Origin of the sequence: Robinsoniella sp. RHS (genome assembly GCF_001029355.1) — a bacterium.
Taxonomy (GTDB): domain Bacteria; phylum Bacillota; class Clostridia; order Lachnospirales; family Lachnospiraceae; genus Robinsoniella; species Robinsoniella peoriensis.
On record NZ_JNGB01000256.1, the window covers coordinates 1 to 24,328 of the forward strand.

Consider the following 24,328-nt stretch of genomic DNA (forward strand, 5'->3'; position numbering starts at 1 on the left):
GTGAGCTGGGCGGGATCCGGCTGGCAGCGCTATAAGTTTATGCCATACATTTAATGGTAAAGGGGATTTTGCCTGCAATGCAATAGTTACAATAAGTATTTTTCCTACTTTATCGGTTATTACGTTACCGGATGAATACCATAAATTATACATTTTATCGTAATTATATGTTGTAGCTAAATTCGTGTTTTCCTCAGATGATTTTAGTTCCTATTTTCCTGTACAAAAATATTTTTAGGTACAACAAAAACACCTGCCAAAAGCAGATGTAAAAATATTCTAAATTGTATTATAATTATGCACTTAAGTACTTATTGTGGTTAAACCGTAAACTCTCTTCATTTATGGTGCAATATATCATGGTTGTTTCCGTCTTTGCGTGCCCTAACATCTTAGAAACTTCCTGCAGTGGCATGCCTCTATTAAGTGCATTTGTTGCTGCTGTTCTCCGGTATCTATGCGGATGCACCTTTTCCACACCTGCTTTACGCCCTAAGCGCCTTAAAATGTCCTCTACGCCGGATATTGTTAATCTTGTATATGGTTCCTTTTCGCTAACAAACAATGCTTCATTATTATCATTCCTACATTCTAAGTAGTTTTTTAAATGCAGACAACTACTGGCATTTAAATACACTTCTCTTTCTTTTCCACCTTTACCAAAAACAATACAGTCTCTATTCTGAAACCTTATATCTTTACGGTCCAGTCCCACCAATTCCCCAACACGGACCCCTGTAGAATATAGGAATTCCAGCAATGCAAGATCACGCTCCCTAGAACAGATACATTTTAACCGTTCCCGCTCTTCATCGCTTAATGGCTTTTTTATGGTCTTCTCTACTTTGATCTGGTTCAACCTTCGGGTTGGGTTCTTTACAATGTACCCCTCATCACTCAGCCAGGCAAAGAAGCTGCTTATTACTCTTCTCATTCCATCTAATGTGTTGTTACACACCCCTCTGTCAGCCTTGTATTTAGCCAAATAGTACCTCAAATCATTGGTATCAATATTTCTTACACCCTTTGCAAAATATTCGCTAAGCATCCGCAAAACGAGCTTGTAACGCTCCACTGTTCTCTTACTTCTTCCCTCTACCAGCTTCGTATTAAGAAAAAGGTTTATGATCCGCATATCGCTGTCATCATACTCCACCAATTCAGCCTTGATCTCAACAATGTCATAGTTATACATCTTGATATACAGTGTATTACGAAGCCTTTCAAGTTGGCAATCGTTAAGATCCGGCTGCAGGCACTGTAATATTTCATCCTGCAATTGTTCCTTTAACATTTAAAACCCTCCTATTCTTTCGTATCGTATCTATTCTACTAAAGATAAGAGGGTTCGGAAACATTATGCTGCTAAAATAGTTTCTTTTTCTACTTTTGTAATCCAACCTTTTTGAAATGCTTTTTCCACTACTTCCGCGTTACTTGTATTATGGTATATTCTCTTAATTGTTTCAAACATGTTCTAATCTCCTACATTCCTAAAATTTCTAAGGTTAAAGTGTCAACAGTTTCTTCCAGGGACTTTATTCTTTCTTCTGTCTCATTTGGCTTAACCAACTCGATCCGGATCAAATCACCCAGAACCGGCGTGACTTCACCTGCCTCTGTAATGTTTGTATCAATTTCAGCTTCTTTACGCTTCTCAATACCGGTTAGTTTTGTGTATCCGGTATAAAGCTGCAGCTCTTCTTCATCCTGGGCTGACAGCCTATAAATTTTTTTAGTATTCTCAGGGTTAAATGCTGTTTCTACTTCAGTTAATGTGGTGTTTCCAGGCAGAATAAAGAACACAATCTTTTCCGGCGTGCAGTCTACTCCACAGGTAATAAGTTCAAATGTTTTATTGTTGTTTAATTTTATTTTTTCCATAAAATCATCCTTTCTTTTTTTAAATAGGTTTCAGAGTTAAACACGAATTTAGGTAATGGGGGTAATGGATATAGTAAATTACCCGATGGGACAATGTTGCAATGGGGTTTTTATTCTGGAAGTCTTACTACCAATGGAAATTCTAATTCAACTAAAGTTATAACTTTTCCTTATACTTTTAACACTAATTGCCATGTATGTGTGAATCTTACTCTTGAGACCCCTGCTTACCAGAATGGTATCATGTTTGATGGCTTAACTTTTACAAATTTCCGTGCAATATTAATGGGTGCACCTTATGCAAATACTCCATATGATAGCCCGTTTAGATGGTTAGCTATAGGACGATGGAAATAGTATTTAGCAAGCAATGCTTACACTGCCGACAAGCCATTCGTTTGCAGCAATTGCTTTACCTGAAAGTACTAAGACATCCCCGTTCGCCTCAACTTTTATTGTTGTATTATAAGTACCATTGTCATAGTTGCCATAAAAAGTGTGAGCTGGGCGGGATCCGGCTGGCAGCGCTATAAGTTTATGCCATACATTTAATGGTAAAGGGGATTTTGCCTGCAATGCAATAGTTACAATAAGTATTTTTCCTACTTTATCGGTTATTACGTTACCGGATGAATACCATAAATTATACATTTTATCGTAATTATATGTTGTAGCTAAATTCGTGTTTATCTCATTAATTGCCCCTACGATCTCTTTACTTGTAGTATTTAAGTTTGCTGCAGTACCTACTCCAAGTTTTGATTTAATGCTGGTAAGTAAAGTTGAGAATGTTATTTTCTTAGTTTTACTCGTATCTTGTATTACCATCAGATCTGCGTCACTCGCCGTGGTGGCCTGCGTCAGATCCGTTATTTTTCTTGTTGCCATGCTATTCCTCCTTACAAATTAAGATATAACCATCAGTATCAACCAGAGAATAATCATCCATCGTGGTGATCTCAAAAGTTTCTGGTATAATTCCAACGGCTAATTTATACTGTTGCCCGGTATTAACCGGGTTAGGGCTTATGCTTACATCGTTTATAACAATATTTGCTACTGCCATTACGATACCACCACCCTTACCGGTTCAATCCAGGTTTCATCACCTATCAGATAAATGTATTTTAGTGTATACATTCCCGCAGTCAGTGGGCGTATGTAGGCATCAATTACATGTTCGTCTACAATGCATTCCCCCTCCATTTCAAGGGCTTCATCCTCTGTCCATAGTTCAAATTTTGCCATCCATATCTTAAATTCCCCGCCTGCTTCAGATGTTATCTCAATCTGCACATGCCGTTCTTCTCCGATATCAAATTTTGTTTTAAGCATCCGCCCACCTCCTTGCTTGTTAATATTCTTTCCCCAAAATACTGCTGTGCTACCAGCGCCGCCAAATAGGGAACCGGCTTTATGATAACCTTCTTTGATGAACGATCATATTCAAAGAAGATTCTGGTCATAAATGTTTCATTGCCGGCTTCATCAGTTGCATACAACTCTAAAATATATGTGCAGTCCTCATCTCCAGGGATCTGTACTTGCCACAGATCCCCTTCCATGCGTTCAAATACGATTTCTATTTGATCAACTTTTCCTATCAAGCGTTTTACTGCCATAGGATCACCGCCTAATCCGTTACTTCTACAGAAATCACGTAGGTTTTGCCAGCGTCTACCGGGTTTGGCGTAATCGTTACAGACTTAATAGTCGGCGCTACCTGATCCAATGTAACTGTCCGGGTAACTGTGCTGGATTTACCGGCAGTATCCGTAGATACAACTGTAATTGTATTGCTTCCCGCAACAAGTGTTAATGCTTTCGAGAATGTACCATCTGCGTTAACTGTAACTGCTTCCGCTGCGCCGGCATTCAATTTTACGGTTACTGTACAAGGACTGGAAGTTGCATCGTTTGTTGTTCCTGTTACAGTACATGCTGCCTGGTTTGTAATTAAGTTATCCACCGGCGCTGTTACGGACAGTGTTGGCGGAACTGTATCCACAACAAAAGTTACAGATTTCTGTGCTGCGGCATTACCATCAAAGTCAGATGCATCAACTTTAATAGTGTTGCTGCCTTCCGGAAGTGCTGTTGTAGGCACGTAGCTGCAGGTGTAATTCTTGCCATTCTGTGTTTTCGTAATACCGGATGTAATAACAGATGATCCGATAGTTATCTTAATTGTATCTGGATTAACACCGGAATCTGTATCAGTTACCGTAAATGTTACGGTTGGCTTGTTATTGGTAAGTCTTGCACTTGCTGTAGGTGCTGTAATCGTAATTACCGGTGCCACTTTTTCTTTTACTTTTAACTTTAAGCTATCACCCAGTGTTGCATCGGTGTCTGCCTTAGTTGTTACGTTACCTGCCTCATCCGTAGCTTTTACAGTAACTGGGTAATAGTGCCCAGCATTTACATTGTAAGATGACCCAGAGGGCGCTGTAATAGTGGCCTCGTACTTTTTGGAAGTACTATTATAGGTTAACGTGTGTGTTTGACCATTTATAATAGCCTGAACTGTTTTTACTGCCATGTCTTTTCCTCCATTTAAATAACGCCCAAGGCTCCCTGGACGTCTGATTTTAGCGTTTCTATATCCTTTTTTGCCTGTGCAAGATCTGCAAGAATACTGACTGCACCGCCGCTTTCTAATTGCTTTAACAGCTCCTGCAGGGCGGCAAATTGCTCATTGGTGCTGTTTAGCAAGGCTTTCATGTCTTCTATGGTGGCAAGCTGTTTTACTTCGCCTGCCGCAAAAGTTGCAAATACTTTCTTGGTATCCAGCATTACTGCAAATTCACCAGGGCGCATTTTAGAGGGGTCAAAATCTTTTTCGTTCCCTCTTCTAATTAAAATTATCATCCGATCCCCTCCTGTAATAATTTATCTAACTTCCTCTCAATTCTTTCCAAGCGCTCAGAATGGCTATTTATCGCCGAAATAAGTAGTGGAATGATCTCTATATAAGAAACACCCTTGTATCCTTCCCTGCCTTCCGAAACTATGCCGTATTCGTCCCCGAATACTTTTTGCACATTATCTGCATTTAAACCCATATGCAATTTTTTGTCTTCTTCATCTTTCCACCGAAAGATGATGGTTTCAAGCTTGCTAAGAGTTTTTTCTGCATCTGTAATATGCGATTCTATATCTTTAAGCCTTGGATCAGAGTCATTAACAAATTTACCGGCAGTAACCTCTTGTGCATATAATTTATTTTGAATGAAAACCGGATAATCAAAATGGGCTGTGCAACGGCAAAGCATGTACCTATCTTCTATTCTCACATGAAAAACAAAGTCGTTTTCTGTTATTACATCTGGATTCTCTTGCTTATTAAAGAAAATACCTTGCGAATGATAATCCGCGTTGATTGAACCGCTCGTGCATCTTAAACCATACGCCCCCTCGTATCCAGCTTCCGTCATCCCAGAAACATATATTCCCGCATCATCTAAGATAAGGCTCCTTTTTTTGCTCGCCGAATAAGAACTCAATATGCCTTCGCTACTTATTTCAAACGTCCCTGTTGCATTTTTAAATTCCGAACCGGTTATCGTAGAACCACTAATATCCCCCTTGAGCACATTAAGGCCATTTTCAGTGAGCGTCATTATCGTGTTATCATCCTTATCCAATAACTTTAGCACACCATTTTCATGGTCTTTCCCTCCAAGGGTAAGTGTCCCGCCTTTTGCCCAATCGAAGTTAATACCTATAGCCTGAATGACATTCAAAACAGCATTTCCGTATTTATCGAATCCACTTTTAAAATTCTCTCCTCCGTCAAGGCTTATAAAAAAACCATCTATGGATCTTTTGTAAACAACCTTACTGTCTTTCATTTCAGGCTTGTCGTGCATGTACTTTATCATGCTTCCGTCATCTTCTCTGGTGATCGTCTCATAGTACCCAAGAGAATTCAATGCCAAACTGTTAAGTTGTTGCACTGCGATATCATATTGACTAATCTCATTTTGCATATCCTTATGAGCTTGCGCCAGAAGTTTAGTCTCTGCTCCATACCTAGTATAATTATTCTCGGTTTTCGTTTCTGCATCACACACAACACTTTGATAACCCCCCATAGAAAACGTTGTATTTGTAATTACCGTTTTATAAGTGTTGTTTTTTCTATCTGTTACATATGCAACATCGCCTTCTTCAATGCTTGGATCCGACAAGCAGGTTATTGACAATGGTCTAAAACGCCTACCTACAATTCTAGGTCCTACATATCTGGCCACTTCTTCTGTGTGTCCTCCCTGTATCAACGGGTTTCCTTCCAGAGACAAAGCATAATCCTCTGTACCATATAGGTAGGATTCTGTCTTATCGTTATTATCATCTGAACTGTTATCCGCTGTAGCTTTTACGCCAGTAATTACGATGTCTGCTACATCAATGTCTTGACTCCCCAGCAAATAAAGATGGTGAAAATCTCTCTGGTCAGTGAAGCTGCCGCCATCCTTTATATCGCCAGTATAATCTTTAAAGTTCCCGCCATCTGCATTTGATCCTGTATAATCATAGAGGTCCCCGCCGTCTAAAATGTTATCATTACTGTCGAATATACTAAAATCATACCATCCAAATTCTAATGCATTTGCGTTACTAATCCTAGCATAGCAGCACATGATTTGAGCACAGTAAGATATAATATCTCTGAATGTTAATGCTTCATCTTCCGGCCGCTTTTCTACTGTAAATCTACCATTTTGTATGGTTTGGGCATTATATGTCATCTGACAGCATAAACATGCGTCTGCGATAATCTCATTAATGGTTGCTGGGTAGGAAAGCTTACTTTTAGAATAAGGTTGATCGAAGAACAGCATATAGTCATATGCCTCTATTGATATTGTAAGATCTTTTGATCTTGCTTTACATACCCGGTAAGTCCCTTTACTTAACACTTCCCAGCTGCCGTCTTCTAACTTTAATCCGATATAGGACCGGATATCTGCACCTTCAAAATCATACTCCGAAAATTTATCATTCATATTGTTTAGAACTGCAGTGTACTTCTTTATTACTGCTGCTCCAATATCGAACTTTCCGCTGCTGGATGTGGCACCATTGATGCTGTAAGACATAAAATCACCCGTTGATAGGGTTATCGTTTTGCCCTGTTTGGTACCGTCTTTAAAAGTTATCGTATCCTGGATACGAAACTCCCGGTCTTTTTGTATTGCTTTTTTATATTCTGTACTCGTGTTTATCATTTATTGATCACCTCTTTATCGTTGCACTACATCCACATTGGCGCTTTTATACCAATAATACCCGTCTCCTATATCTCCCATCACTTCCTTAGAAAGTGTCCCGCGGTAACTCTCCATCGTGATTAAGTTGCCATCATCCCGGAACGTAATCGGGAAAAAACCTACCGTCATGATGCTTTTTATAAGGACAATGTCCTGCTCCGTTAAAAAGGACCACTGCAGGGAAATTGTCTTTTTCTCCGCAATGGCTTCTCCGATCATATAGGCATTTAATGTCCTGCCAGTGTCCGAACTCCATATAATTTCATCATTTATCTTCATGGAAACGGGGGCTGGCAGTTTTATGTCCCCGGATTGCAATATAAACATGTGCCATCCCCTCCTTACTTAATTGTTACTGCGTTAAATCTTCGATCCATACCGGTTTGTGCCATCTGCACGGCAGTCGCTATCGTTTCCCCATCCAGGTTAAAGCCAAGGGCAGATAATGCTGCTATTAACCGGATTACTGCCCGGTCAACAATAGATTCCAGTTCTTCCTTGGTAATGCTTCCGGATGCAGCCAGCAATGCCGCCTGCTTTGCCATTTCCAGCATTTTACCTTCCGGTGCTACAACTTCGCCCTGGTGCCGGTTATCCCCGATCATGGCTAACTGTGGTGTGTTTGGTTTCACAAATCCACCTTGTGCCAATGCCGGGATTTGTGGTGTATCAATACTTGGAAGCCAGGTAAACGGCTCAAGAGGGCCTATGCTTAAATTTCTAAGTTGATCTAATGCCCAGTTAATTCCATTAAAAGGTACCGATATTACTGAGTTAATCCCATTAATTAACGCATTTATAACAGCCTTTAGTCCCTCTAAGATCCCCTCCTTAATGCCGTCAAATACTTGCCCACCAGAACTAAATACATTTTTAACCGCTTCCCAGGCTGCAGAGAACTTATCTTTAAACCAATTGGTTATATTCCCGAAGGCTCCGGTTATTCCACTCCACACGCCCGCAAAGAAGCTCCCAGATTTTGAAAAAGCGTTTTTCACATTACCCCAGGCCGCAGAAAACGTAGATTGGAAGAATGATTTTGTATTCGAAAATGCTCCGGAGATGTCTTTCCATCTGTTACCAAACCAGGACCCTATGGTGCTGAATGCTCCGGTAACTGCATTTTTTGCAGCCGTGAATTTTTCTTTAAACCAACTGCCTACACTTGCAAAAGTGTCAGTGATCCCCCTCCACAATCCGGTAAAGAATCCTTTTATTGCATCTATTGTTTTTGAGAACCATTCCTTTATGGCTCCCCAGATTTCTATTGCCTTTGCCTTAATGGTATCCCAGTTTTTCCAAACTAAAACGCCAATTGCAATAATCGCTGCTATAGCAACGCATACCAGGCCAGCCGGGCTGATCAAAAACTGAAATGCACCTACTAATTTTGTTCCCAATCCTGTAGCAAGATTTTTAACTGTGTCGAATAATCCCACACCAGCCGACTTCATTTTTCCCAGCATTGGGATAACGGATGTCGCTGCACTTCCCATCCCCCCGAGAAGAGGTGTAAGAATCCTTATCTGGCTTACCAATTTCGATACAAAGGTAACCCCTTTAAATGCCAGGAAAAATGATCCTAATCCCGCAGCTATTGCAGTAACCAGTGTTTGATTATTACTGCACCAGTCTGCAAATGCCCCAAGTTTATCCAGCACGTCTTTTACGATATCCGCAATCTTTCCAAATGTATCCACGATACCGGTTGCCAGTTGCTCAAACAACGGTGCTACTACCGGTACAATGTTTTCGATAATCCAATTCACAAAGGGTGCAATCGTTTCTTCCCATGTAGTCGCTACCGCATTAGCTATTTTTCCAAAACAATCCAAAAAGCTGTCAACCATCGGCTGTACATGTTCGCTTACCAGCTTGGAAAACTTATCTGCAATGCTCTGCAGCACCGGTGCCACGTAAGTATTATAAGTATCTAAGATTGTAGAAAGAATACTGCTTATTCCATCTTTTATTTTTGTAAACGATGGGGCCAGATAAGTGTCGTATGTTTCACCGATCTTTTTATAGGTGTTATTAAATAATCCTGCGATGGAATCCGCAACGTCTCTGATCGGTGCAAGGGTATTTTCCAATGCGGTTTTCATCTTATCTTTGTTTTCTACAATCGGTGATGTTATGGTGTCAAGGATATCCCGGCCAAGCTTTCCAGCAAGGTCAACTGCTGTTAAAAATCCGTTGGAGAATACCGAGATAATGTCGGCTGTTATCTGCTTAGCATCATCTCCCGCAAATACGGTAAAGATATCCGCTACTGCAACTGAAAATTTCCCGGAAAGGGCTGCAATCTCAGCTGCCACATCAAATATGCTTATCAGCTTCTGCTTGATAAACTCTTTGTTTTGGCTAAGATATTTATCAATCCCACCCACTAAATTGTCTGCAATCGTAAGCCCCATACTGGCAGCACTTCCTGCCACTTTCCCTAAGTTCAATGCGATTGAGTCCAGCATGGAATTAAAGCTTCCCGCCACCTTCGTATCCGTAAATATCTCTTTCAGGGACTGTCCAATGCCGGCTAAATGCCCTTTTATTGATACAATCCTTTTTTCACTATCGCCAAATCCTAATTGAAATCCTTTTTTAAACAGCCCCGCCAGTTCCTTAGCCTTATCAATTAAGCCCTGGAATTTAGAAGCTGTTTTATCGATTACCGTATCACCTTTCGCTAAATTCCCGTAATCAACTGTACCACCAGTACCGCCCACCGCTCCACCGCCGGATCCGGAATCATCACTGTCTGTTTCCGGATCTGCCAGTTTATTTACCTGGTCAAAACCCATAAGGGCTTTCATATCCTTTGCGGCCTTTTTTGCAGCGCTCCCTACTCCCTTTGTGGATTCCTGCAGTCCGTCTGCGGCACCGGATGCTCCATCTAAACTTCCGGTTGCCGCTGCGGCAGTATCTGCAAGATCTGCAACTGGTGCTGCCGTTTGCCCGCTGGATTTGTTGCCGGTTATCAGCTCTGTAAAAGACTTAAAAGCATTTGCCAGGATGGACAACTTACCGATTAAAGTATTTACTGCCTTAATAATAGGGGTAAATAGGTTTATCAGCCCCTGGCCAATCGTTGCCTTAAGGGAATCAAACTGCAGGGACAGGATCCTTACTTGGTTTGCCCATCCATCCGATGTCCTGGCGAAGTCACCAGTCGCTGTTGCCAGCTGCTGTTGTACGAACTGGTATCTTAATGCTACTTTCTCCGCCTCGGTCATATCATTAGTAGCTTTTCCGAAACCATTTGACATTGCATACGCATCCAGAGCAGTTTGCGTCATAACGATTCCCAAATCTTTTAAGGATTCCGTTTCTCCTGTAAACACACTTTTCAGTTTTGTATATGCTTCATCCTGTGATATATTATAAAAAGACGCAACATCACCGGTTAGACCGGTTAAGGCTGTGGACATTTCATAAGCTGCCTCTTCATTAAAACCGAATGCTTTTGCCATTGCGCCAAAAGTTCCGGTGAATTTTTTAGCCATCGTCTCAGAAAGCCCAAAACTGGTTGCTGCACTTTTAGCAAATTCATTTACCTGGGCGGACATTTGGGGAAACGTCACATCCACAACGTTTTGAACCTCGTTAAGGTCCGATCCCAAATCTAAACAGGATTTACCAAAATCAACCAGTTTCTTAACAGCAAATGCAGCTGCAATGGCAACTCCTGCCTTTTTTGCAAGTCCTGTTATGCCTTTCATTTGTTTGTCAAACCCATTTTTATTTACAGACATATCAAGAGCAATCTGCCCTACGCTTTCAGCTCCCATTTACACCACCTGCCATTTCAATAAAACCATTTTTAAATGCTTCCAGAATTCTGCCCATATCATCATTTCTCACCTTTTGTGCGCTGCGTTTCATCCATTCCGTCCTGATACGCCGCTGGTCTTTGGTAAAGTGTTTCAAAACATCCTTATCCTTTTCTGACCGGATTGCGATTATCCTGCCTAAAGGCGTATCGGGTCCCAGTCCAACAAACAGACCCCGGAATTCATCCCACTTCATCTCATTTAATTCCCTGGACAAACGGATCCCGTATTGCGACTGGAAAGATGATACGACCAGGTCAAAGTCATCTATCAAATCACAATACGGCTCGCTACTCTCCCTGGTCTGCATCTCCGGTAACCAAGTCTACTGCTGCTTTAATTACAGTCTGCAAATCTTCAAACTTCAAATGAAGTTTATCTAATTTATTTCTTTCCTTTTCACTAAAAATGCAATTGTACATTTCAAGAATTGCCTGGGCGGTGATATTTTCTCCATCTCCAAGCAGCCCCATAACTTTAAGCATCGTAGTTGCGCCTGCATCAACCTCATAAGAAATACCTTTTATAATCATGCTTGGATTTTCCTCAAATTTGAGCTTTTCCGTAATATCTATTTTCTTCGCCATTTTTCTATCTCCTTCTATACCTTAAGAAAAGGCAGGATTTCTCCCGCCTTATGCTGCTGGTGTTACCGTTGGTTTCCCGTTACTTAACACTTCAAATTCCAGTGGTGCTATAGCTGTAGCATCTCCTGTTCCCGCATTTGTTACATTAATAACCGCACTTGCAAATTTAACGGTTGTGCCATCTGGAAACGTCCACTGGAAGTCTTTTTCCACCTTTCGTCCGTTTAACCACACCAATGCAGCAACTGCATCATTACCAGCATCTCCAACATTTCTTTTGGCTGTTACAGAAATCGTAACTGACTTGGATGTCATTAACCTTCGGGTCCAACCTTCCGTGTCATATGGATTCCATTCTTCCACTCCATTGTCAAAGCTCACTTCAAAAGTTTCACAGTCTGCAATTGATTTTAATGCTGCTGTTCCACCGGAAACCGCTGTATCAATCTGGAACTGGTTTTCATAACACGGGTAAACCCCGCTTGCTTTTTCTCCTGCAAAGGTCTGCAGGTTTAATGGAATTCGCATATTCCTGCCCTCAATTGCTGCTCTTGCTTCATTCTGTTTCAAATTAATCACCTTTCCTTTCATATATAAGTTCTATCTCAATAACCATCTCATAGATCCCATTGTCATCTGTTCCCACATCCACCGGCTGATCTACAAGCGGATGAATAAATTTTATCTGCTTTTCATTGATTCTTACTTCTCTCATGGCTGCAAGCTTATCAAATAACTCTGCAGCAACAGCTTCTGTATCCCGCATACTGCGGTTCCAGTGTATTAAGATGCTGATCTGCTTCGTTCCATAGGATTCTTTATCTTTCCCGCCTATCGCCACTGTATAAGGCGCTGAGCGCTTTAAATTGTACACTCCGATGCTTTGATCCTGCTTTGCGTCTAACTTTCCCATATAGACACTACTATCGTCTGTGAATCCAAGACCAGACACCAGATCCCGCACATCTTCTAACATCAGCATTATAATCCAGCCTCCTTCTTGTAAAATTCCTGATAGGCTTTCTTTGCAAAGTCTTTATTCTTGCCGCCAGGAAGCCAGTCTTCGTGCCATTTCCCCTTTGCATTTGGATTTTCATCTGTCTGAAATCCGTACTCCGGATGATAATACAGTTTTCTTGCATAGGGCGTGCTTGAAACTAAACTGACCCTGCCAGTTCCCGCTTCTGAGTAGTCCACAAATGATCCTTCGTTTTGTAGTGCTCCCGTATCTCTTGGGATCACCTGCGCCTGTACCTCTTCGGTATGCAGCGCCTCTGCGGTTTTCTCCAATGCGGTTACCTGGGCGCGGGTTAACTGTTTTATCTTCTGGCTGTTTATCTTAACCTTTGAATTTACATTCATCATTCCAGCATCAACTCCACATAATTTACGGTGCCATCCGGATTCCTTGCCTTTGTTCCCTGGTATATTTTCCTCTTTACCTCAAATATAATAGCGGTTCCTCCGCTTAGAGTTGGTAATTCTGGTGCAATATCCCCTGGAATAAGTGCCGTACCCGTAATCTGTACATATTTTTTATCTCCGGTAAATACTGTTTTCGCCATATCCTGATAGTTGCACATGGCATCTGTTTCCAGGGCTGTTTCTGGCTCACCGTATTTGTTCAGGCCTTCTTTCTCTATTACGATGTGGACCGGTGTGGTGCAGAACTGTTTTGGCACTAAATTAGGGTACTGCATCCTACACCGCCAATCTGCAGCATAATCCCGTCTGGCAAAGCTGCTCATAGATGTCCCGCCTCATCGGGATCCCCTTCTGTATGGTAACATTCCAGCTTTCCCCAAACTGCATGGAAACGCCGTTTATGGAATATCCGGATAAGACCATGTCAAAGATATCTTTGTTTTGGTATTCAAATTCTGCCTGCTGACAACATACCTCCTGAAGGATCTCCTGCTGAAACGGTGTAAGATTAGAAAATCCCCGGCTTACAATCCGGTTGTAAGTCAGGGAATCCAGGTGGCGGCTTGCCTGTTTGAGATACTTTTCCATATCGTCATCATTTGTAATGACTGTTCCATTATATATATCCGAATAGTATGCTTCGCTGGCGTATGGTTTATATTTTACCATTGTGGCTATTCACCTTCTTTTTCCTGCACCGGTTTCTTTCCTTTTGCTTTTTTCAACGCTTCCAGTTCCATTACCGCTTTCATATATGCCTCATATGGAACGGTTTTCCCTTTCCCATAAGCAATCACTTTCCCGGCACCGTCTTTGATATCAAAACCTTCATTCTGGTACTGTGCTTTCATGGAATCATCAATCGCATACACTTTATTTCCTTTTTCGGCTGTCATTATGCCCCAGCTCCTTCCGCCTCTGCATTAATTGCAATACCGCATGCTTTATTCTCGATCAGGAAGGTATCGGTGTAGTATCTGTTCTGGTAAACATACTTATCCGCTGTACGGCTGTCGGATCCGGGGGTAAATAACTTCATGTATGCGTATTTGTCACGGGAGATCACGCAGGAAGGATGCACCAGAATCAGGTTGATCTGTTTTGCGTCAGCTGCCGGCACACATCCGGTTGTAAAATCATACTTTGTTTTCATACGGGCGCTTGGCACTTTTACAAAGGTAACATCATCCAGGGAATAAACGCGGCGGTCAATTCCCCCACCCACGCTGGCATCGATGTTCCTTGTGATTTTAGATGCATTCTTAATCAGCGTATTCATGGAAGGGGTTAAATACAAAACCCTGCCCTCGCTGGGCACAGATGCATCATCCATGATTTCCATCTGCTTATCAAACCAATCTAAGATGTTATCAACTGTAAGCACCGTGTTGTCAATAATTGCCCCTTTATCCTTATATGCTTTCGCCTCTGCATAAAGCTTTGAATACCGGTAGGAATCCTTTTCCGGGATTGCCTGCTCTTCTTCAAAGACATTCTGGATGTTTGCCATCTCCAGGACAAGGTTTGTTTCATCAATGTCCATCGGATCGATAGGAATCTCAATGTCCCTGTCGTGTGTAAGCTTTTTTGGCTCCCAGTCATTTGTCACGGTGCCTGCATTAAATCCCATAGCATTTCTGTTATGGTCCTTATATCCGGAAACCGTCATTTTCGGAAGCTTGATTGTCTGGGCATTTATAAACTTAATCCCCGGATTTGATTGTGTTAACGCAAAAGAAGTAAGCTCTCTTGCATATTTCTGCTGTAATTCTCTCTCAAATTGTTCTGCATAATTGTAAACTGACATTTCTTATACCTTCTTTCTTATTTTTTATTGCCAAATGCCGCTGATAAGAGGTCATTTGAACCTGTCTGCTGTCCTCCGCCGGCTCCGATCTGTTTGAAGCCTGAGGTTTGTTCTGCTGCTGGTTTTAATGCGGGTACATCTTCGAGAACCTTGTTTAAGGCTCCTTTTAAAGCTTCCTCTGCAATCGTTCCATCCTGTCCCATTACATTGCTCAAGTCGGCTAATTTCAGCACATAAGGTACGGTCTTAGCATCAATTCCCAGCTGAATCGCCTGCAAAATAGCCTGATTCTCAACTTCCTTCTGCTGTGCCATCGCCTGCGCCTGTGCGGCCTTCGTCTGCAGTTCATTTACATCCGGCTGCTGTGCTGCCTGTTGCTGCTTAAAGGAAGCCATCGCCTGCTCTGCTTCCTCTTTGGAAAGCCCTTGCTGCTTGAAGTAGCCTTTTAACACGCTTTCTTCTGCCACAGACTGTTTTCCCTGGATAAGCTGCGCAATCTTATCATAATCGATCTGTGGTGCTGCAGGCGCTGCATTGGTTTGCGGCTGTCCTGCAGGCGGTGTTGCCTGTGCTTCTGGATCTGTGCTCCCCGGCTCTGCAAAAATCTGTAATTTCATTGGTAATCTACTCATTTTTCTATATCTCCTTTACAGTTAAATGGTGTCTCCATGTTTCCACAGTTTTATGGGTGTCTCCCACTAACAGTTTTCACAGTGTGTCTCACCGTAGTTTAAAGCCTTCGGGCATAAAAATAAGACGCTTCACCCCGCGCCTTACAGGGAGATGGATGGACCACCTTACCCTTTCTTTTCTTCTTCAGCTTTATCTGGAAGAGTCTCAACCAGCCCAAGCCTTGTTAACTTCTCAGCTCTGTCTCTTTTCACCTCAAACTCTTCGCCTGTCTGTCGAAGTCTCAGATCATTTTCACGATCTCGGAAGTTTGCCTTTACTTTTACTTTCACACTGTATCACCTCCTACTGAATTATGTTCATAATAAAACCACCGATCAATATATATCGACTGGTGGTTTTACTTTATTTCCTTTAATTTTTCAAAATAACTATGGTATTCTTCTTTATACTCATCCACGGTCATTCCAACCCGCCAAAAATCAAAACCTTTCATATATGGTGAAGCCCATGCTTCATCAATGAATATTTTTTTTGAGTTATCCTTTAATCTCTGTTGCCAAATAGGAAGATATTGTTTCCGTTTTGATGGATCCCTCATTTTACCAAAATAGTATGCCTGCTCTATTTCAAACTCTTCAGGTGACATATCATCTTTCCAAAAAATAAACTCTTTCATTGATGGTGTAGCCCAATTATTTATTTCTCCCATCTATAGCAACAACTCCTTCCCCGTAAAACTCTTTCAATATACTCTCAATTATTATTTCTTCTCTTCTGGCGCTTCTTTCAACTGGTGTAATTTTACCACTCCTGGACAATTTATTCAAGTCTTCCAATTCTTCCTCAAAATAGAAATCTGGATAAAAGTCAATATCAGCATCTTTAGTTCGTTTTGCAATGTATTTCATACCATCGTTTTGTACTGCTATCTGAACAGGTATATTCTGATATAAAATTGGAGTGGTAAGGTCGGCCTCTGACAACGAGCTAATGATATTATGATTATGGATAAAAGCAAAATTCTCGTCTGGATGGGATTCTACATACTTCCAAAAATCAATACCAACACTTCCAGGATCTCCATTTGTTTCGTAATACTCCAGCTTTCCTGTTTTCAGATTTACAAGATGCATATGCTCACATCTATCCTCATTTCCTTTTTTAGCCACATCCTCAATAGCCTCTGATAATCCTCTATTAACTGTTTCATCATATTCAGGAAGAGATACAGAATAGTCATTCTTTTTGTCATAATAAACAGGTTCATTTTTATATATGAATTGTGATTTTGCTCTTGAACCGATTTTTTCCTGCCATTCCGCTACTCTGTCACCATGCATCCTTTGATTGTCTTCATCTAAAGAAAACTTAGCTAATCGTTTTAACTTTTCAACCTGCCTCTCCGCATGCTGTTTTTGTGCCTCTTGTTTATTTACTTTCTCAACAACTTCCAACTCCTGTTTTGTCCAGGTATCATCTGCAGTAGATATTCCCGGAAAGTATGTCGTATGGCTATCCTTGCATCGCGGATGATATAGACCGGCTGCTATAGCGGTGCTCATTAGCGGATACTTCCCATCTGATGGTTTGCCACCGGACCATACATCGTCAACCAATATTTTGCCCACAAACGGCAGACACTTTGGGCAGGGATTTCCACGCTTATTTACTATAACAGTACTGATTCCCCACTCCTGCCGCTTTTCTCCCTCTCCGGTCAAATAGGCACGTTTGGAAGCTGTCTGTATTGCCATAAATGCATAATCGCTTATTTTATGCCTTGCCCCGTTTTTATATTCAATGCAGTTTATGCCGGAACCCAAAAAATCCTTAGCTGCCATGTCTACGGCCTTTTCATAGGTGCCCGCTCCGGTATTTGCATATACCTGTGCATTAAAAATAATCTTACGGTATTGATCATCCGCCATTCGTAACATTGCGTGTTCCGCTTTGGAAAAATCCTTCCGGGTGGCTCCGATCAAGGCATTCAGTTTACGATCATTCAGTTTAAAAAACTCACCCGTTGTCTGCATACTTTTATTCAGACTTCCCGGAGGTTTCCAACCTTTCTTTATGGCATTCATGATCTCTATTTCCTGATCCAGTCCGCCTTGCTTTCTTGCCTTATGGATTATTTCATCCACAGATCCATTTATATCTGCAAATTTCCCTTGAAATTTCTTCTGGTTCTGCTTCTTATATTTTTCCAGTGCCTGCAGCTGTTTTGCCTGCCACATTTCCCAGCGCATTTCTTCTGCAGATTCTTCCACCTTATGCCGCTTCATATTCCGCATCATGGAAGCGATCAGTTCTTCTTCAATGGCAGCGAATGCTTCTTCGATATCATATGGTTCCATATGGATCACCTGCCATTCGACAGCACTTTAAAGCCCTGGCTCTTAAACTGCCGGATCATTGCTTTAAGCTGGGTGGAGCTGCTGCATTTATCACACCGCAGTTCTGCATAATCATTTTTTTCAATTGCGTAGACTCCAAAGGCTACCTGTTCACTGGCTATTTTTAGAAGCCCCTGGTATTCCTTCCGGCTCATGCGGTACATTCTTTTCGCTACCTGCACTTTCATCTGGCAGCCCCCCTTCTACGTTTGCTTTAAAACCTCCAAGATCCATGTTGATACCAGGCTCATCTGCTTCTGTAATGCCCTGCTCTGCCTTAAGCCGTTGGATCTCTTCCTGCTTACAGTGTTCATCCAGGGTATCGCCATACAGTTCTTCTACCACACGCTCGATAGACATAATGCCCTGGGTTTTTGCTTTTCCTATGGTTTCCACCTGTGACTCAAAACTTGGATTAGCATATTCTCCGAATGGTATGTTTACTTCCACCTCTTCTGCCGGTTTCCCGTATAGTAAGTTGTAAGCATTTATGCATGCAGCAACCACTTCCGGCAGCGTCTCCTGCAGTGCCTCTATAATCGCATTCCGGGTATATAGCGTGGCTTTTTCTTTTTCCCTCTGGGCTTCTGCATTGTCAAGCTTCTTTGTGTCTATGCCAAGTGTAGAAGGGGATATCACTCCTTGTAGACACTGGTCAAGCGCTGTTATATAGGAAGCAAGGTAACTTTCATGGGGGATAACCGGCTGCTGCGTGTCGATTTGGTTCCTGGCACCCTCCCCCATATCAGAATCACATTTAATAAAACGATTATCGAAAGAGTTTGGCTTTAGCAGATCCCCTTTATCTGGATCCCGGGGAATGAGCGATTCCGGAATATATGTCTTCGTCCTGCCTGCCCGTAATGCGTCCATCCACTGCGACCAGGTTTCGTCAAATGCGTCAAAGCAATCCACCTTGCCGTCATAGATGCTGCCGCCTCTGCCCTCATATTTGGCACTTTCATACACCTGTAACGGCACCGCAAGAATTACTTTCTCATCGAATGCCCAGTCAGACACTCCTTTTGTATTGTCGATTGCATGCAAGTCAACCAGTTTCTCTCCTTCATACAGTTCATTCCGGATATACCCGTGTCCGTAATGCTCATACAGGACATACTGCTGGCTTCTGACTGTGTAAGGTGTCTTGAACACCACCTCTTCCAGATCATCTCCGTCATAGACCAATTCAATTCTTTCCCCCGGATACCAGCGCAGGATTGGATATTCGCTTTTCTTAGTGTTAATGGTAATCTTATAGGCTCCATCTCCTATATAGAGTACCTCTTTTAAAGACCTTTCAAATTTCTTCCGAAACCTGTTTGCTTTCTCTATGTCTTTCCACAGCAGTTCCTGTGCTGGATTTTTAAATTCAAAGTCATTCATATCTTCCGTTATGATCCCGCTTAAAATCCGCACAATCATCCCGGGCAATCCGGTGTGTATCTTCCTCATTTCCATACCAGGGGTACACTTAGATGCCCAGAATTTATACCTGTCTGCGTATTCTGGATTCTGTTGGTACATCTGCTCTAACTCATTTCCTTCTCCCCTATACCAGACTCTGTTTCGGATTGCACTTTGTTCAAAGTCCATTACCTCGGTAATCTGTATACTGGAAGCGGACGGCTGTATATTTAGCCAGTTGATTATTCCCCTTTTTATATTGTCACCCATGCGTTTTGTCCACCTCACTTTTTCACATCCTCCTCAAATCCAATCAGCTGCCGGTACGGAATCCATGCATACTGATTCGCATTAATTGTATGGTCGTTTCGGTCTTCCGGCTTATCCTTGCTTTCATCCCAGGAATACCGGTCTAATTCCCCTAAATGCTCCCTGCATGCATCCACTACCAGGTAACATCCCTGCTGTATCCAACCAAGCTGCAGCTTAATCCGGTCTATGATCCCGACCTTTTTATACGCATCCACAAAGTTATACAGACAGCCGTGCAGCCGCTTATATTTCCTCAGTTCTGTCAGCGTTGCCTGGTCGGCACTGTCTACGAATACATCCCTTGAAAATCCCCATTCATTCCGGCATTGCTCCAAAAAATCAATCAGCTTTAAAACGGTGTCCGATGGGGCAAGCGGTGTATTCAGGTCCGCATTGCTGTAAACTTTTTCTGCCAGGGTAACAAGTTTCCGGTCTTCTGTAATCCCCTGGAAGACCATTGCAATGGTATCCGGTGATTTACTGGAATAAGAGGTATCCAATGCCGCTGAGAACTTCTTGAACTTGATCTTTCCGGACTGGATCTGCTGTTGGATCCATGCTGCTGGAACAGCATGCTGCTTTCTGTCAAAGTTGGGAAAGATTAAACCGGTTGCTTTTCCCCTTAACCCCTGTATTTTATTCTTCCAGATCTTGGTGCCCTTAGGTGTATTCATAAGAATCTGTTCCAGCTTTTCCTTGGGCAGTCCTAAATTATCCCGAAAAGAAAAGAACCAATGTACCCATCCGGGTTTTGGTTCTTCCTTTAACTCTTCCATTATTTCATTCGGGGTGTCTTCCTGCCATTCCTTAAGCGGACGGGAGCTGTTGATATATTCCTTATATACAGCCAGACTGGGATCATCCGGATTCAGCGTAGCCATTAAATAATCACATCTCATCGCTGATTCCCGGACAAACTCGATGTCTGCGGTATTGATTTCATCTATGTAAAGACAGCCATACTGCCCTCCCAGGGCTTTCTGCCATTTCTTTTTGTCTCCATACCCCATTACATAGACTACCTTATCCCCCCGAGACGTATGGTATCGTATATGGGGGATCTTATCGTCCTTGGTTCCATTGCCGTTGTATTCTGCCAGTACGCCAAAATCATCGATGATTCCAAGATCCTTGTTGATGATATTCTTCTCAGCGGTTCCGGTATCCTTTGCCGCTATTATATGCAGCTTTTTCGGGGATTCTGCAACCTTAAGCATAAACTTAAACAATCCAACCGTAGTCTTTCCTGCAGATGTGGTGCCTTCCAGAAATTCTGCCGATGCATCGCATTTTAAGAATGCTTTATATTTCTCTGATAAGATCAGCCGTTCACTGCTCATCCTCCATCACCGCCATGCATCTGTTTGATTAGATCATCCAGCTTTGTCTGTTCGTTTTTCAACCCGCTTGATACTTCAACCCGGTTTACATACTCTCCATCCATTTTATTCAGGGTATCTATTGCTCTGATCCTTGCATCCGGCTTCTCTTCTTTATTGGATGCAAGCTCACTCAAAACAACCATGCGGTCTTTTCTGCTCATAATAGCTTTATCTCTGGATTCTTCCAGCAATTCCTTGTACCTACCTAATATTTCCCCGGTATTATATAATTCGCACGCCCTGTTATCTACTGTGCTGTCTTTCCAGTTCTCCGCATTTTTGAATGCTTCCCGGTAAGCCTTTCTCTGGCTCATTCCCTGTATTAAGTACTGCACATATTTTTCATGCCTTGCATTTGGTAATATAGCCATTCCGGCTCACCTTCTTTCTTTATACATAGGAAAAGCACCCAGAATATTCATCCGAGTGCTGAAATTATTTACATTATTTGCAACTTTCATATTGACATAGCACTATTTTATGTGCTATAATATATACATATTAAAGGAAAGGAGGAATCATATGGATGACATAATAAAAGTGCTTACCATCATCTGGTTAGCCATTCAGATAGCCGCGAAACTGACTGATTGGATTACAGGTGATAAATAAGCACTCAAAGGGGAGCAACGCTCCCCACCTTCTATAGGTAATGTTATTATACCATATGAAACCAAAAGATGAAAGATACTATTACAACTTTACTCATTGTATTCATATCACTAAAACTGATGGATTTTAATAATCTTGGAAAACTGGATTATATCATTCTCTTCCTGACCATTTTCTTACTGATTATATCTATCCTGAAATACTTTAAAAAAGGAGGACACTCCAAATGAAGCTTAAAGAAATACGCTTGTCAAAGGGATTATCCGTCCCTAAATTAGTTGCTCTATCAGGTGTACCCCGCAGAACGATTCAAGAAATAGAAAACCGCAATGACTGCAGGGTATCAACTGCTATTCAACTTGCCGATGCCCTCGGTATTACACTGGACGAGTTGTGCAGAGATTAGGCAGTCAATCGGCTGCATTTTCTATTATACGCAAAAAAGCACCTACGCTAAGTAAGTGCCTTTCCACAGTCACCCTGTGCGGCAACCATCTCGGTTTTAACAGACGCCCGAAAACTGGATCGACCACCACCGGTCACTCCCGGTTTGGATTTCTTTCTTTATAGACCGTTTGTGCAGAACAAAGGAATTCTAAGTCTTACAACCTACTCCCATTCAGGAACCCAGATCTGCACTGCGGGCGATTCAACTGCCGGGCTTTGACACCCGGTAATCGTATGTGTTTGGGAGAACTTTTCAATGAACAAATAGATGAGCTGTACCTATTAGTTCCAAGTGGGTTCTTTGAACCTACTTCTACAATATCTATTATATCACGTTATTTTGTGCTTTGTGTGCGTTTTAAATAATTATCAACTTTTCTGCTCACCCGGCTTCTGTCCATACAAAGTCTTTTCCCCACTTCTTCCTGATTCATCCCGTCCACAAATAAATAAGTGAAGATCAATCGTAAAGTGGTGTCTTCTATTCCTGAAATAAACTCTTCTACCGCTATCCGCTTCTCTTCAGATGCTTTTTTCTGTTTCTCTAACTTTATTTCCAAGTTCCTGATCCGGATCCGCTTCTTCTCGTCATCTAAGATATTGTAGCCAGACACATGAAATGTCATGGGCTGGTATGGAAATTCCGGATTAGATCCCTTTGCAGATCCATATTCATAGTTTGCTGTCATGCTCCGCAGGTTGTTGATCCGATTCTCCAGGGCTTTTATGTCCTGATCTAACTTCTTGTAGTCTTCTAATGTTTTCTTTTCCAATTCCACCCCTCCTTTGATATGGTATATGTCTAAAATGCCACCATGCCCATTCCGGAATATCCGCAAACATGGCTTTATCCTGCCTGGCGCTATCTAAGTGCCTTATTGCCGCTGTTCTGCTTTCTCTTTTCATTCATTTTCCTTTCTTAAATTTCAGTTTAATCACTTAAATTTTTAAGCAAATTGAATAATTTAGGTGCTTCGTGTTCAATACACACAAAATCTTTTATTACATCTTCGATATCTTCTGCCTTGTCGGTATCGGTTGAATATCCCATATCAACAAGCCAATTATAAAAATTACGAGCCACCATTTCTGCATTAGTGTTATTCATATTTCCCTCCATAAAATTTCAATTTTTCGCTTCCGAATGCGTTCCCACCAGATACAAAGTTCTCGGTAATCTCTATTAAGTTTCTTTTCTTTCTTATATCCGAGAATCTCCATCCTGTGCCATCTTTCTATGTTTTTTCTCTTTTTCTTTTCCTGCCTTTTATTCACTTTTTTCTCCTAAATTTTAATATAATAACCTTGTAATCAATATCCCAACATTAAAAACTTGCACAAATAATAAAGCTATCAACATAGGAATTATTTCGTGTGTTTTAATTGCATAAATCAAACATATAGTCCACGCGACTGCCGATATAATCCAGCATATAGCAAAAAACATAAATATAAGCTCTTTCATTACTAATCCTCCTTCCCTTCCCAGCTCCGGCACCGTTCACACCGCTTTTTGCTGCTCACAAGTGTTCCCATGATCATGTTGAACCGTTTACAAGTTGGGTGTACATATATTGCCATTTCTCCTACGCTTATTGCGTGTCTGCAGGTTTCATATTTTGGTTCATTCATGTTTTATCCCCCGTTCAAATTCATCCTCTATGGCAAGAACCAGATCTTTACATAGCCGGCTGTCATCATGCTTCTTTACAATATCCTGACCAATATTTATAATCTTCTTCCATGATTGTTCCGACCCATTAAACTTGCATATCAGGCGAAACATATTCCACACATCTGAAAACAGTTCCCAGTATTTTTTCAACTCTCTTTCGCCCATGCCGGATTTTTCCCTTCCAATGATTCAATGTAGATATATATACCAGGTATATCAGACCAAAACTTTTCTACTACCTCAGAAGCTACCAGCGCATCATCCTGCCAATATTTTAGATTGGTCATAACATCCTTAAGCATTTTCTGTAAATTGTCTGTATCAGGCTTTGAGGCTTTGTATTCCCCATCTTTATGACTGCCTTTTGGGAAAAGCCATTTCACTATCAGCCTAACCGGTCCCATATATTTTTCTTTTGGCACATATTGTGCCAAGTGATCTCGTAACTTAACCCTGGCAGCTTTTAATTCTGCCGGCTCATAAAAAACGGGCTTGCCATTCACCACATGCACCTGTTTCTCCTGATGCGTTTTTGTTGGTGGATCCATCTGCATAAAAAATTCAGTCACCATATTACTTTCCTCCTTTAAATCGCTAAACTTTTTTATCTATCATTTTTTCCTCTAGTCATTGTCAGCGGGTTAGTCTGGTCAGT

The 24,328-nt window shown here is 41.6% G+C and carries 34 protein-coding genes; 1 reads left to right on the forward strand and 33 read right to left on the reverse strand.

Annotated features, from left to right (window positions below):
• Nucleotides 1-295 precede the first annotated feature (295 nt).
• The 28 genes from xerA to RHS_RS29530 all read right to left on the reverse strand — a co-directional run bounded on the left by xerA (nt 296) and on the right by RHS_RS29530 (nt 21,310).
• Nucleotides 296-1,294 (reverse strand): site-specific tyrosine recombinase/integron integrase, encoded by a 999-nt coding sequence (xerA, locus tag RHS_RS29405; RefSeq protein WP_047835230.1) that lies wholly within the window; start codon nt 1,292-1,294, stop codon nt 296-298.
• 191 nt (nt 1,295-1,485) lie between these two features.
• Nucleotides 1,486-1,884, reverse strand: coding sequence for a hypothetical protein (locus RHS_RS29410; protein WP_047835231.1), 399 nt, complete (start codon nt 1,882-1,884; stop codon nt 1,486-1,488).
• 360 nt (nt 1,885-2,244) lie between these two features.
• Nucleotides 2,245-2,772, reverse strand: a complete 528-nt coding sequence (locus RHS_RS29415; RefSeq protein WP_047835232.1) for a hypothetical protein — start codon at nt 2,770-2,772, stop codon at nt 2,245-2,247.
• Between the two features lies 1 nt (nt 2,773).
• Nucleotides 2,774-2,950 carry a hypothetical protein gene (locus tag RHS_RS32395; RefSeq protein ID WP_395023672.1) on the reverse strand — a complete coding sequence of 59 codons (177 nt, stop codon included), beginning with the start codon at nt 2,948-2,950 and terminating at the stop codon, nt 2,774-2,776.
• Entirely contained in the window at nt 2,950-3,219 is a 270-nt protein-coding gene (locus RHS_RS29420) for a hypothetical protein (protein WP_027296108.1), read from the reverse strand. Before RHS_RS29420 ends, RHS_RS32395 begins: the two co-directional genes overlap by 1 nt.
• The gene (locus RHS_RS29425) at nt 3,165-3,506 is read right to left on the reverse strand and encodes a PF13754 domain-containing protein (protein ID WP_395023673.1); all 342 of its coding nucleotides are present in this window, start codon (nt 3,504-3,506) and stop codon (nt 3,165-3,167) included. Before RHS_RS29425 ends, RHS_RS29420 begins: the two co-directional genes overlap by 55 nt.
• 11 nt (nt 3,507-3,517) lie before the next feature.
• A complete protein-coding gene (locus tag RHS_RS29430) occupies nt 3,518-4,426 on the reverse strand; it encodes an Ig-like domain-containing protein (RefSeq protein ID WP_047835233.1) in 909 nt (302 codons plus the stop codon).
• Nucleotides 4,427-4,440: 14 nt separating this feature from the next.
• Nucleotides 4,441-4,755, reverse strand: coding sequence for a hypothetical protein (locus tag RHS_RS29435; RefSeq protein ID WP_047835234.1), 315 nt, complete (start codon nt 4,753-4,755; stop codon nt 4,441-4,443).
• Nucleotides 4,752-7,118 carry a tail fiber domain-containing protein gene (locus RHS_RS29440; protein ID WP_047835235.1) on the reverse strand — a complete coding sequence of 789 codons (2,367 nt, stop codon included), beginning with the start codon at nt 7,116-7,118 and terminating at the stop codon, nt 4,752-4,754. The genes RHS_RS29435 and RHS_RS29440 overlap by 4 nt, the downstream gene beginning before the upstream one ends.
• Before the next feature lie 15 nt (nt 7,119-7,133).
• Nucleotides 7,134-7,487, reverse strand: a complete 354-nt coding sequence (locus RHS_RS29445) for a hypothetical protein (protein WP_047835236.1) — start codon at nt 7,485-7,487, stop codon at nt 7,134-7,136.
• 14 nt (nt 7,488-7,501) lie between these two features.
• Entirely contained in the window at nt 7,502-10,948 is a 3,447-nt protein-coding gene (locus RHS_RS29450; RefSeq protein WP_047835237.1) for a hypothetical protein, read from the reverse strand.
• Complete coding sequence (locus RHS_RS29455) at nt 10,938-11,300, reverse strand: Gp15 family bacteriophage protein (RefSeq protein WP_395023674.1); 363 nt, start codon at nt 11,298-11,300, stop codon at nt 10,938-10,940. The genes RHS_RS29450 and RHS_RS29455 overlap by 11 nt, the downstream gene beginning before the upstream one ends.
• Nucleotides 11,281-11,577 (reverse strand): hypothetical protein, encoded by a 297-nt coding sequence (locus RHS_RS29460; RefSeq protein WP_047835239.1) that lies wholly within the window; start codon nt 11,575-11,577, stop codon nt 11,281-11,283. Before RHS_RS29460 ends, RHS_RS29455 begins: the two co-directional genes overlap by 20 nt.
• A 48-nt stretch (nt 11,578-11,625) precedes the next feature.
• Nucleotides 11,626-12,147, reverse strand: a complete 522-nt coding sequence (locus RHS_RS29465) for a phage tail tube protein (RefSeq protein ID WP_395023665.1) — start codon at nt 12,145-12,147, stop codon at nt 11,626-11,628.
• Nucleotide 12,148: 1 nt separating this feature from the next.
• The gene (locus tag RHS_RS29470; protein ID WP_047835240.1) at nt 12,149-12,559 is read right to left on the reverse strand and encodes a minor capsid protein; all 411 of its coding nucleotides are present in this window, start codon (nt 12,557-12,559) and stop codon (nt 12,149-12,151) included.
• A complete protein-coding gene (locus RHS_RS29475) occupies nt 12,559-12,942 on the reverse strand; it encodes a hypothetical protein (RefSeq protein WP_395023675.1) in 384 nt (127 codons plus the stop codon). Before RHS_RS29475 ends, RHS_RS29470 begins: the two co-directional genes overlap by 1 nt.
• Nucleotides 12,939-13,277 carry a hypothetical protein gene (locus RHS_RS29480; protein ID WP_047835241.1) on the reverse strand — a complete coding sequence of 113 codons (339 nt, stop codon included), beginning with the start codon at nt 13,275-13,277 and terminating at the stop codon, nt 12,939-12,941. Before RHS_RS29480 ends, RHS_RS29475 begins: the two co-directional genes overlap by 4 nt.
• 1 nt (nt 13,278) lies before the next feature.
• A complete protein-coding gene (locus tag RHS_RS29485; RefSeq protein ID WP_047835242.1) occupies nt 13,279-13,671 on the reverse strand; it encodes a hypothetical protein in 393 nt (130 codons plus the stop codon).
• Between the two features lie 5 nt (nt 13,672-13,676).
• On the reverse strand, nt 13,677-13,898 hold the full coding sequence (locus RHS_RS29490) for a hypothetical protein (RefSeq protein ID WP_047835209.1): 222 nt from the start codon (nt 13,896-13,898) through the stop codon (nt 13,677-13,679).
• A complete protein-coding gene (locus RHS_RS29495; RefSeq protein ID WP_047835210.1) occupies nt 13,898-14,809 on the reverse strand; it encodes a hypothetical protein in 912 nt (303 codons plus the stop codon). Before RHS_RS29495 ends, RHS_RS29490 begins: the two co-directional genes overlap by 1 nt.
• 17 nt (nt 14,810-14,826) lie before the next feature.
• The gene (locus RHS_RS29500) at nt 14,827-15,441 is read right to left on the reverse strand and encodes a hypothetical protein (protein WP_047835243.1); all 615 of its coding nucleotides are present in this window, start codon (nt 15,439-15,441) and stop codon (nt 14,827-14,829) included.
• Nucleotides 15,442-15,606: 165 nt separating this feature from the next.
• The gene (locus RHS_RS32400; protein WP_395023676.1) at nt 15,607-15,771 is read right to left on the reverse strand and encodes a hypothetical protein; all 165 of its coding nucleotides are present in this window, start codon (nt 15,769-15,771) and stop codon (nt 15,607-15,609) included.
• 68 nt (nt 15,772-15,839) lie between these two features.
• Nucleotides 15,840-16,151 (reverse strand): hypothetical protein, encoded by a 312-nt coding sequence (locus tag RHS_RS29505; RefSeq protein WP_047835244.1) that lies wholly within the window; start codon nt 16,149-16,151, stop codon nt 15,840-15,842.
• Nucleotides 16,135-17,799, reverse strand: a complete 1,665-nt coding sequence (locus tag RHS_RS29510) for a phage minor capsid protein (protein WP_047835245.1) — start codon at nt 17,797-17,799, stop codon at nt 16,135-16,137. Before RHS_RS29510 ends, RHS_RS29505 begins: the two co-directional genes overlap by 17 nt.
• A gap of 5 nt (nt 17,800-17,804) precedes the next feature.
• Nucleotides 17,805-18,026 (reverse strand): hypothetical protein, encoded by a 222-nt coding sequence (locus tag RHS_RS29515; protein WP_047835246.1) that lies wholly within the window; start codon nt 18,024-18,026, stop codon nt 17,805-17,807.
• Nucleotides 17,950-19,533 (reverse strand): phage portal protein, encoded by a 1,584-nt coding sequence (locus RHS_RS29520; RefSeq protein WP_047835247.1) that lies wholly within the window; start codon nt 19,531-19,533, stop codon nt 17,950-17,952. Before RHS_RS29520 ends, RHS_RS29515 begins: the two co-directional genes overlap by 77 nt.
• Nucleotides 19,530-20,897, reverse strand: coding sequence for a terminase (locus tag RHS_RS29525; RefSeq protein ID WP_047835248.1), 1,368 nt, complete (start codon nt 20,895-20,897; stop codon nt 19,530-19,532). Before RHS_RS29525 ends, RHS_RS29520 begins: the two co-directional genes overlap by 4 nt.
• On the reverse strand, nt 20,894-21,310 hold the full coding sequence (locus RHS_RS29530) for a terminase (protein ID WP_047835249.1): 417 nt from the start codon (nt 21,308-21,310) through the stop codon (nt 20,894-20,896). The genes RHS_RS29525 and RHS_RS29530 overlap by 4 nt, the downstream gene beginning before the upstream one ends.
• Nucleotides 21,311-21,777: 467 nt before the next feature.
• Between RHS_RS29530 and RHS_RS29535 the strand changes: the two genes are divergently transcribed.
• Nucleotides 21,778-21,957 (forward strand): helix-turn-helix transcriptional regulator, encoded by a 180-nt coding sequence (locus RHS_RS29535; protein ID WP_047835250.1) that lies wholly within the window; start codon nt 21,778-21,780, stop codon nt 21,955-21,957.
• 376 nt (nt 21,958-22,333) lie between these two features.
• On the opposite strand, the gene RHS_RS29540 is transcribed toward RHS_RS29535, so the two are convergent.
• From RHS_RS29540 to RHS_RS29550, 5 genes are all read right to left on the reverse strand, one after another.
• Nucleotides 22,334-22,771 carry a hypothetical protein gene (locus RHS_RS29540; RefSeq protein WP_047835251.1) on the reverse strand — a complete coding sequence of 146 codons (438 nt, stop codon included), beginning with the start codon at nt 22,769-22,771 and terminating at the stop codon, nt 22,334-22,336.
• A 158-nt stretch (nt 22,772-22,929) separates the two neighbouring features.
• Nucleotides 22,930-23,106 carry a hypothetical protein gene (locus tag RHS_RS32405; RefSeq protein ID WP_394909926.1) on the reverse strand — a complete coding sequence of 59 codons (177 nt, stop codon included), beginning with the start codon at nt 23,104-23,106 and terminating at the stop codon, nt 22,930-22,932.
• 359 nt (nt 23,107-23,465) lie between these two features.
• Nucleotides 23,466-23,630, reverse strand: a complete 165-nt coding sequence (locus RHS_RS32410) for a hypothetical protein (protein WP_395023677.1) — start codon at nt 23,628-23,630, stop codon at nt 23,466-23,468.
• Nucleotides 23,623-23,838 carry a hypothetical protein gene (locus RHS_RS29545; protein WP_047835252.1) on the reverse strand — a complete coding sequence of 72 codons (216 nt, stop codon included), beginning with the start codon at nt 23,836-23,838 and terminating at the stop codon, nt 23,623-23,625. The genes RHS_RS32410 and RHS_RS29545 overlap by 8 nt, the downstream gene beginning before the upstream one ends.
• The gene (locus RHS_RS29550) at nt 23,820-24,245 is read right to left on the reverse strand and encodes a RusA family crossover junction endodeoxyribonuclease (RefSeq protein WP_047835253.1); all 426 of its coding nucleotides are present in this window, start codon (nt 24,243-24,245) and stop codon (nt 23,820-23,822) included. Before RHS_RS29550 ends, RHS_RS29545 begins: the two co-directional genes overlap by 19 nt.
• Nucleotides 24,246-24,328: the final 83 nt, after the last annotated feature.

Bases quoted from the DNA above. Each gene is read 5' to 3' on its own strand.
- xerA (WP_047835230.1), bottom strand. From the start codon at position 1,294: ATGTTAAAGGAACAATTGCAGGATGAAATATTACAGTGCCTGCAGCCG.
- RHS_RS29410 (WP_047835231.1), bottom strand. From the start codon at position 1,884: ATGGAAAAAATAAAATTAAACAACAATAAAACATTTGAACTTATTACC.
- RHS_RS29415 (WP_047835232.1), bottom strand. From the start codon at position 2,772: ATGGCAACAAGAAAAATAACGGATCTGACGCAGGCCACCACGGCGAGT.
- RHS_RS32395 (WP_395023672.1), bottom strand. From the start codon at position 2,950: ATGGCAGTAGCAAATATTGTTATAAACGATGTAAGCATAAGCCCTAAC.
- RHS_RS29420 (WP_027296108.1), bottom strand. From the start codon at position 3,219: ATGCTTAAAACAAAATTTGATATCGGAGAAGAACGGCATGTGCAGATT.
- RHS_RS29425 (WP_395023673.1), bottom strand. From the start codon at position 3,506: ATGGCAGTAAAACGCTTGATAGGAAAAGTTGATCAAATAGAAATCGTA.
- RHS_RS29430 (WP_047835233.1), bottom strand. From the start codon at position 4,426: ATGGCAGTAAAAACAGTTCAGGCTATTATAAATGGTCAAACACACACG.
- RHS_RS29435 (WP_047835234.1), bottom strand. From the start codon at position 4,755: ATGATAATTTTAATTAGAAGAGGGAACGAAAAAGATTTTGACCCCTCT.
- RHS_RS29440 (WP_047835235.1), bottom strand. From the start codon at position 7,118: ATGATAAACACGAGTACAGAATATAAAAAAGCAATACAAAAAGACCGG.
- RHS_RS29445 (WP_047835236.1), bottom strand. From the start codon at position 7,487: ATGTTTATATTGCAATCCGGGGACATAAAACTGCCAGCCCCCGTTTCC.
- RHS_RS29450 (WP_047835237.1), bottom strand. From the start codon at position 10,948: ATGGGAGCTGAAAGCGTAGGGCAGATTGCTCTTGATATGTCTGTAAAT.
- RHS_RS29455 (WP_395023674.1), bottom strand. From the start codon at position 11,300: ATGCAGACCAGGGAGAGTAGCGAGCCGTATTGTGATTTGATAGATGAC.
- RHS_RS29460 (WP_047835239.1), bottom strand. From the start codon at position 11,577: ATGGCGAAGAAAATAGATATTACGGAAAAGCTCAAATTTGAGGAAAAT.
- RHS_RS29470 (WP_047835240.1), bottom strand. From the start codon at position 12,559: ATGCTGATGTTAGAAGATGTGCGGGATCTGGTGTCTGGTCTTGGATTC.
- RHS_RS29475 (WP_395023675.1), bottom strand. From the start codon at position 12,942: ATGATGAATGTAAATTCAAAGGTTAAGATAAACAGCCAGAAGATAAAA.
- RHS_RS29480 (WP_047835241.1), bottom strand. From the start codon at position 13,277: ATGCAGTACCCTAATTTAGTGCCAAAACAGTTCTGCACCACACCGGTC.
- RHS_RS29485 (WP_047835242.1), bottom strand. From the start codon at position 13,671: ATGGTAAAATATAAACCATACGCCAGCGAAGCATACTATTCGGATATA.
- RHS_RS29490 (WP_047835209.1), bottom strand. From the start codon at position 13,898: ATGACAGCCGAAAAAGGAAATAAAGTGTATGCGATTGATGATTCCATG.
- RHS_RS29495 (WP_047835210.1), bottom strand. From the start codon at position 14,809: ATGTCAGTTTACAATTATGCAGAACAATTTGAGAGAGAATTACAGCAG.
- RHS_RS29500 (WP_047835243.1), bottom strand. From the start codon at position 15,441: ATGAGTAGATTACCAATGAAATTACAGATTTTTGCAGAGCCGGGGAGC.
- RHS_RS29505 (WP_047835244.1), bottom strand. From the start codon at position 16,151: ATGGGAGAAATAAATAATTGGGCTACACCATCAATGAAAGAGTTTATT.
- RHS_RS29510 (WP_047835245.1), bottom strand. From the start codon at position 17,799: ATGGAACCATATGATATCGAAGAAGCATTCGCTGCCATTGAAGAAGAA.
- RHS_RS29515 (WP_047835246.1), bottom strand. From the start codon at position 18,026: ATGAAAGTGCAGGTAGCGAAAAGAATGTACCGCATGAGCCGGAAGGAA.
- RHS_RS29525 (WP_047835248.1), bottom strand. From the start codon at position 20,897: ATGAGCAGTGAACGGCTGATCTTATCAGAGAAATATAAAGCATTCTTA.
- RHS_RS29530 (WP_047835249.1), bottom strand. From the start codon at position 21,310: ATGGCTATATTACCAAATGCAAGGCATGAAAAATATGTGCAGTACTTA.
- RHS_RS29535 (WP_047835250.1), top strand. From the start codon at position 21,778: ATGAAGCTTAAAGAAATACGCTTGTCAAAGGGATTATCCGTCCCTAAA.
- RHS_RS32405 (WP_394909926.1), bottom strand. From the start codon at position 23,106: ATGAATAACACTAATGCAGAAATGGTGGCTCGTAATTTTTATAATTGG.
- RHS_RS32410 (WP_395023677.1), bottom strand. From the start codon at position 23,630: ATGAATGAACCAAAATATGAAACCTGCAGACACGCAATAAGCGTAGGA.
- RHS_RS29545 (WP_047835252.1), bottom strand. From the start codon at position 23,838: ATGGGCGAAAGAGAGTTGAAAAAATACTGGGAACTGTTTTCAGATGTG.
- RHS_RS29550 (WP_047835253.1), bottom strand. From the start codon at position 24,245: ATGGTGACTGAATTTTTTATGCAGATGGATCCACCAACAAAAACGCAT.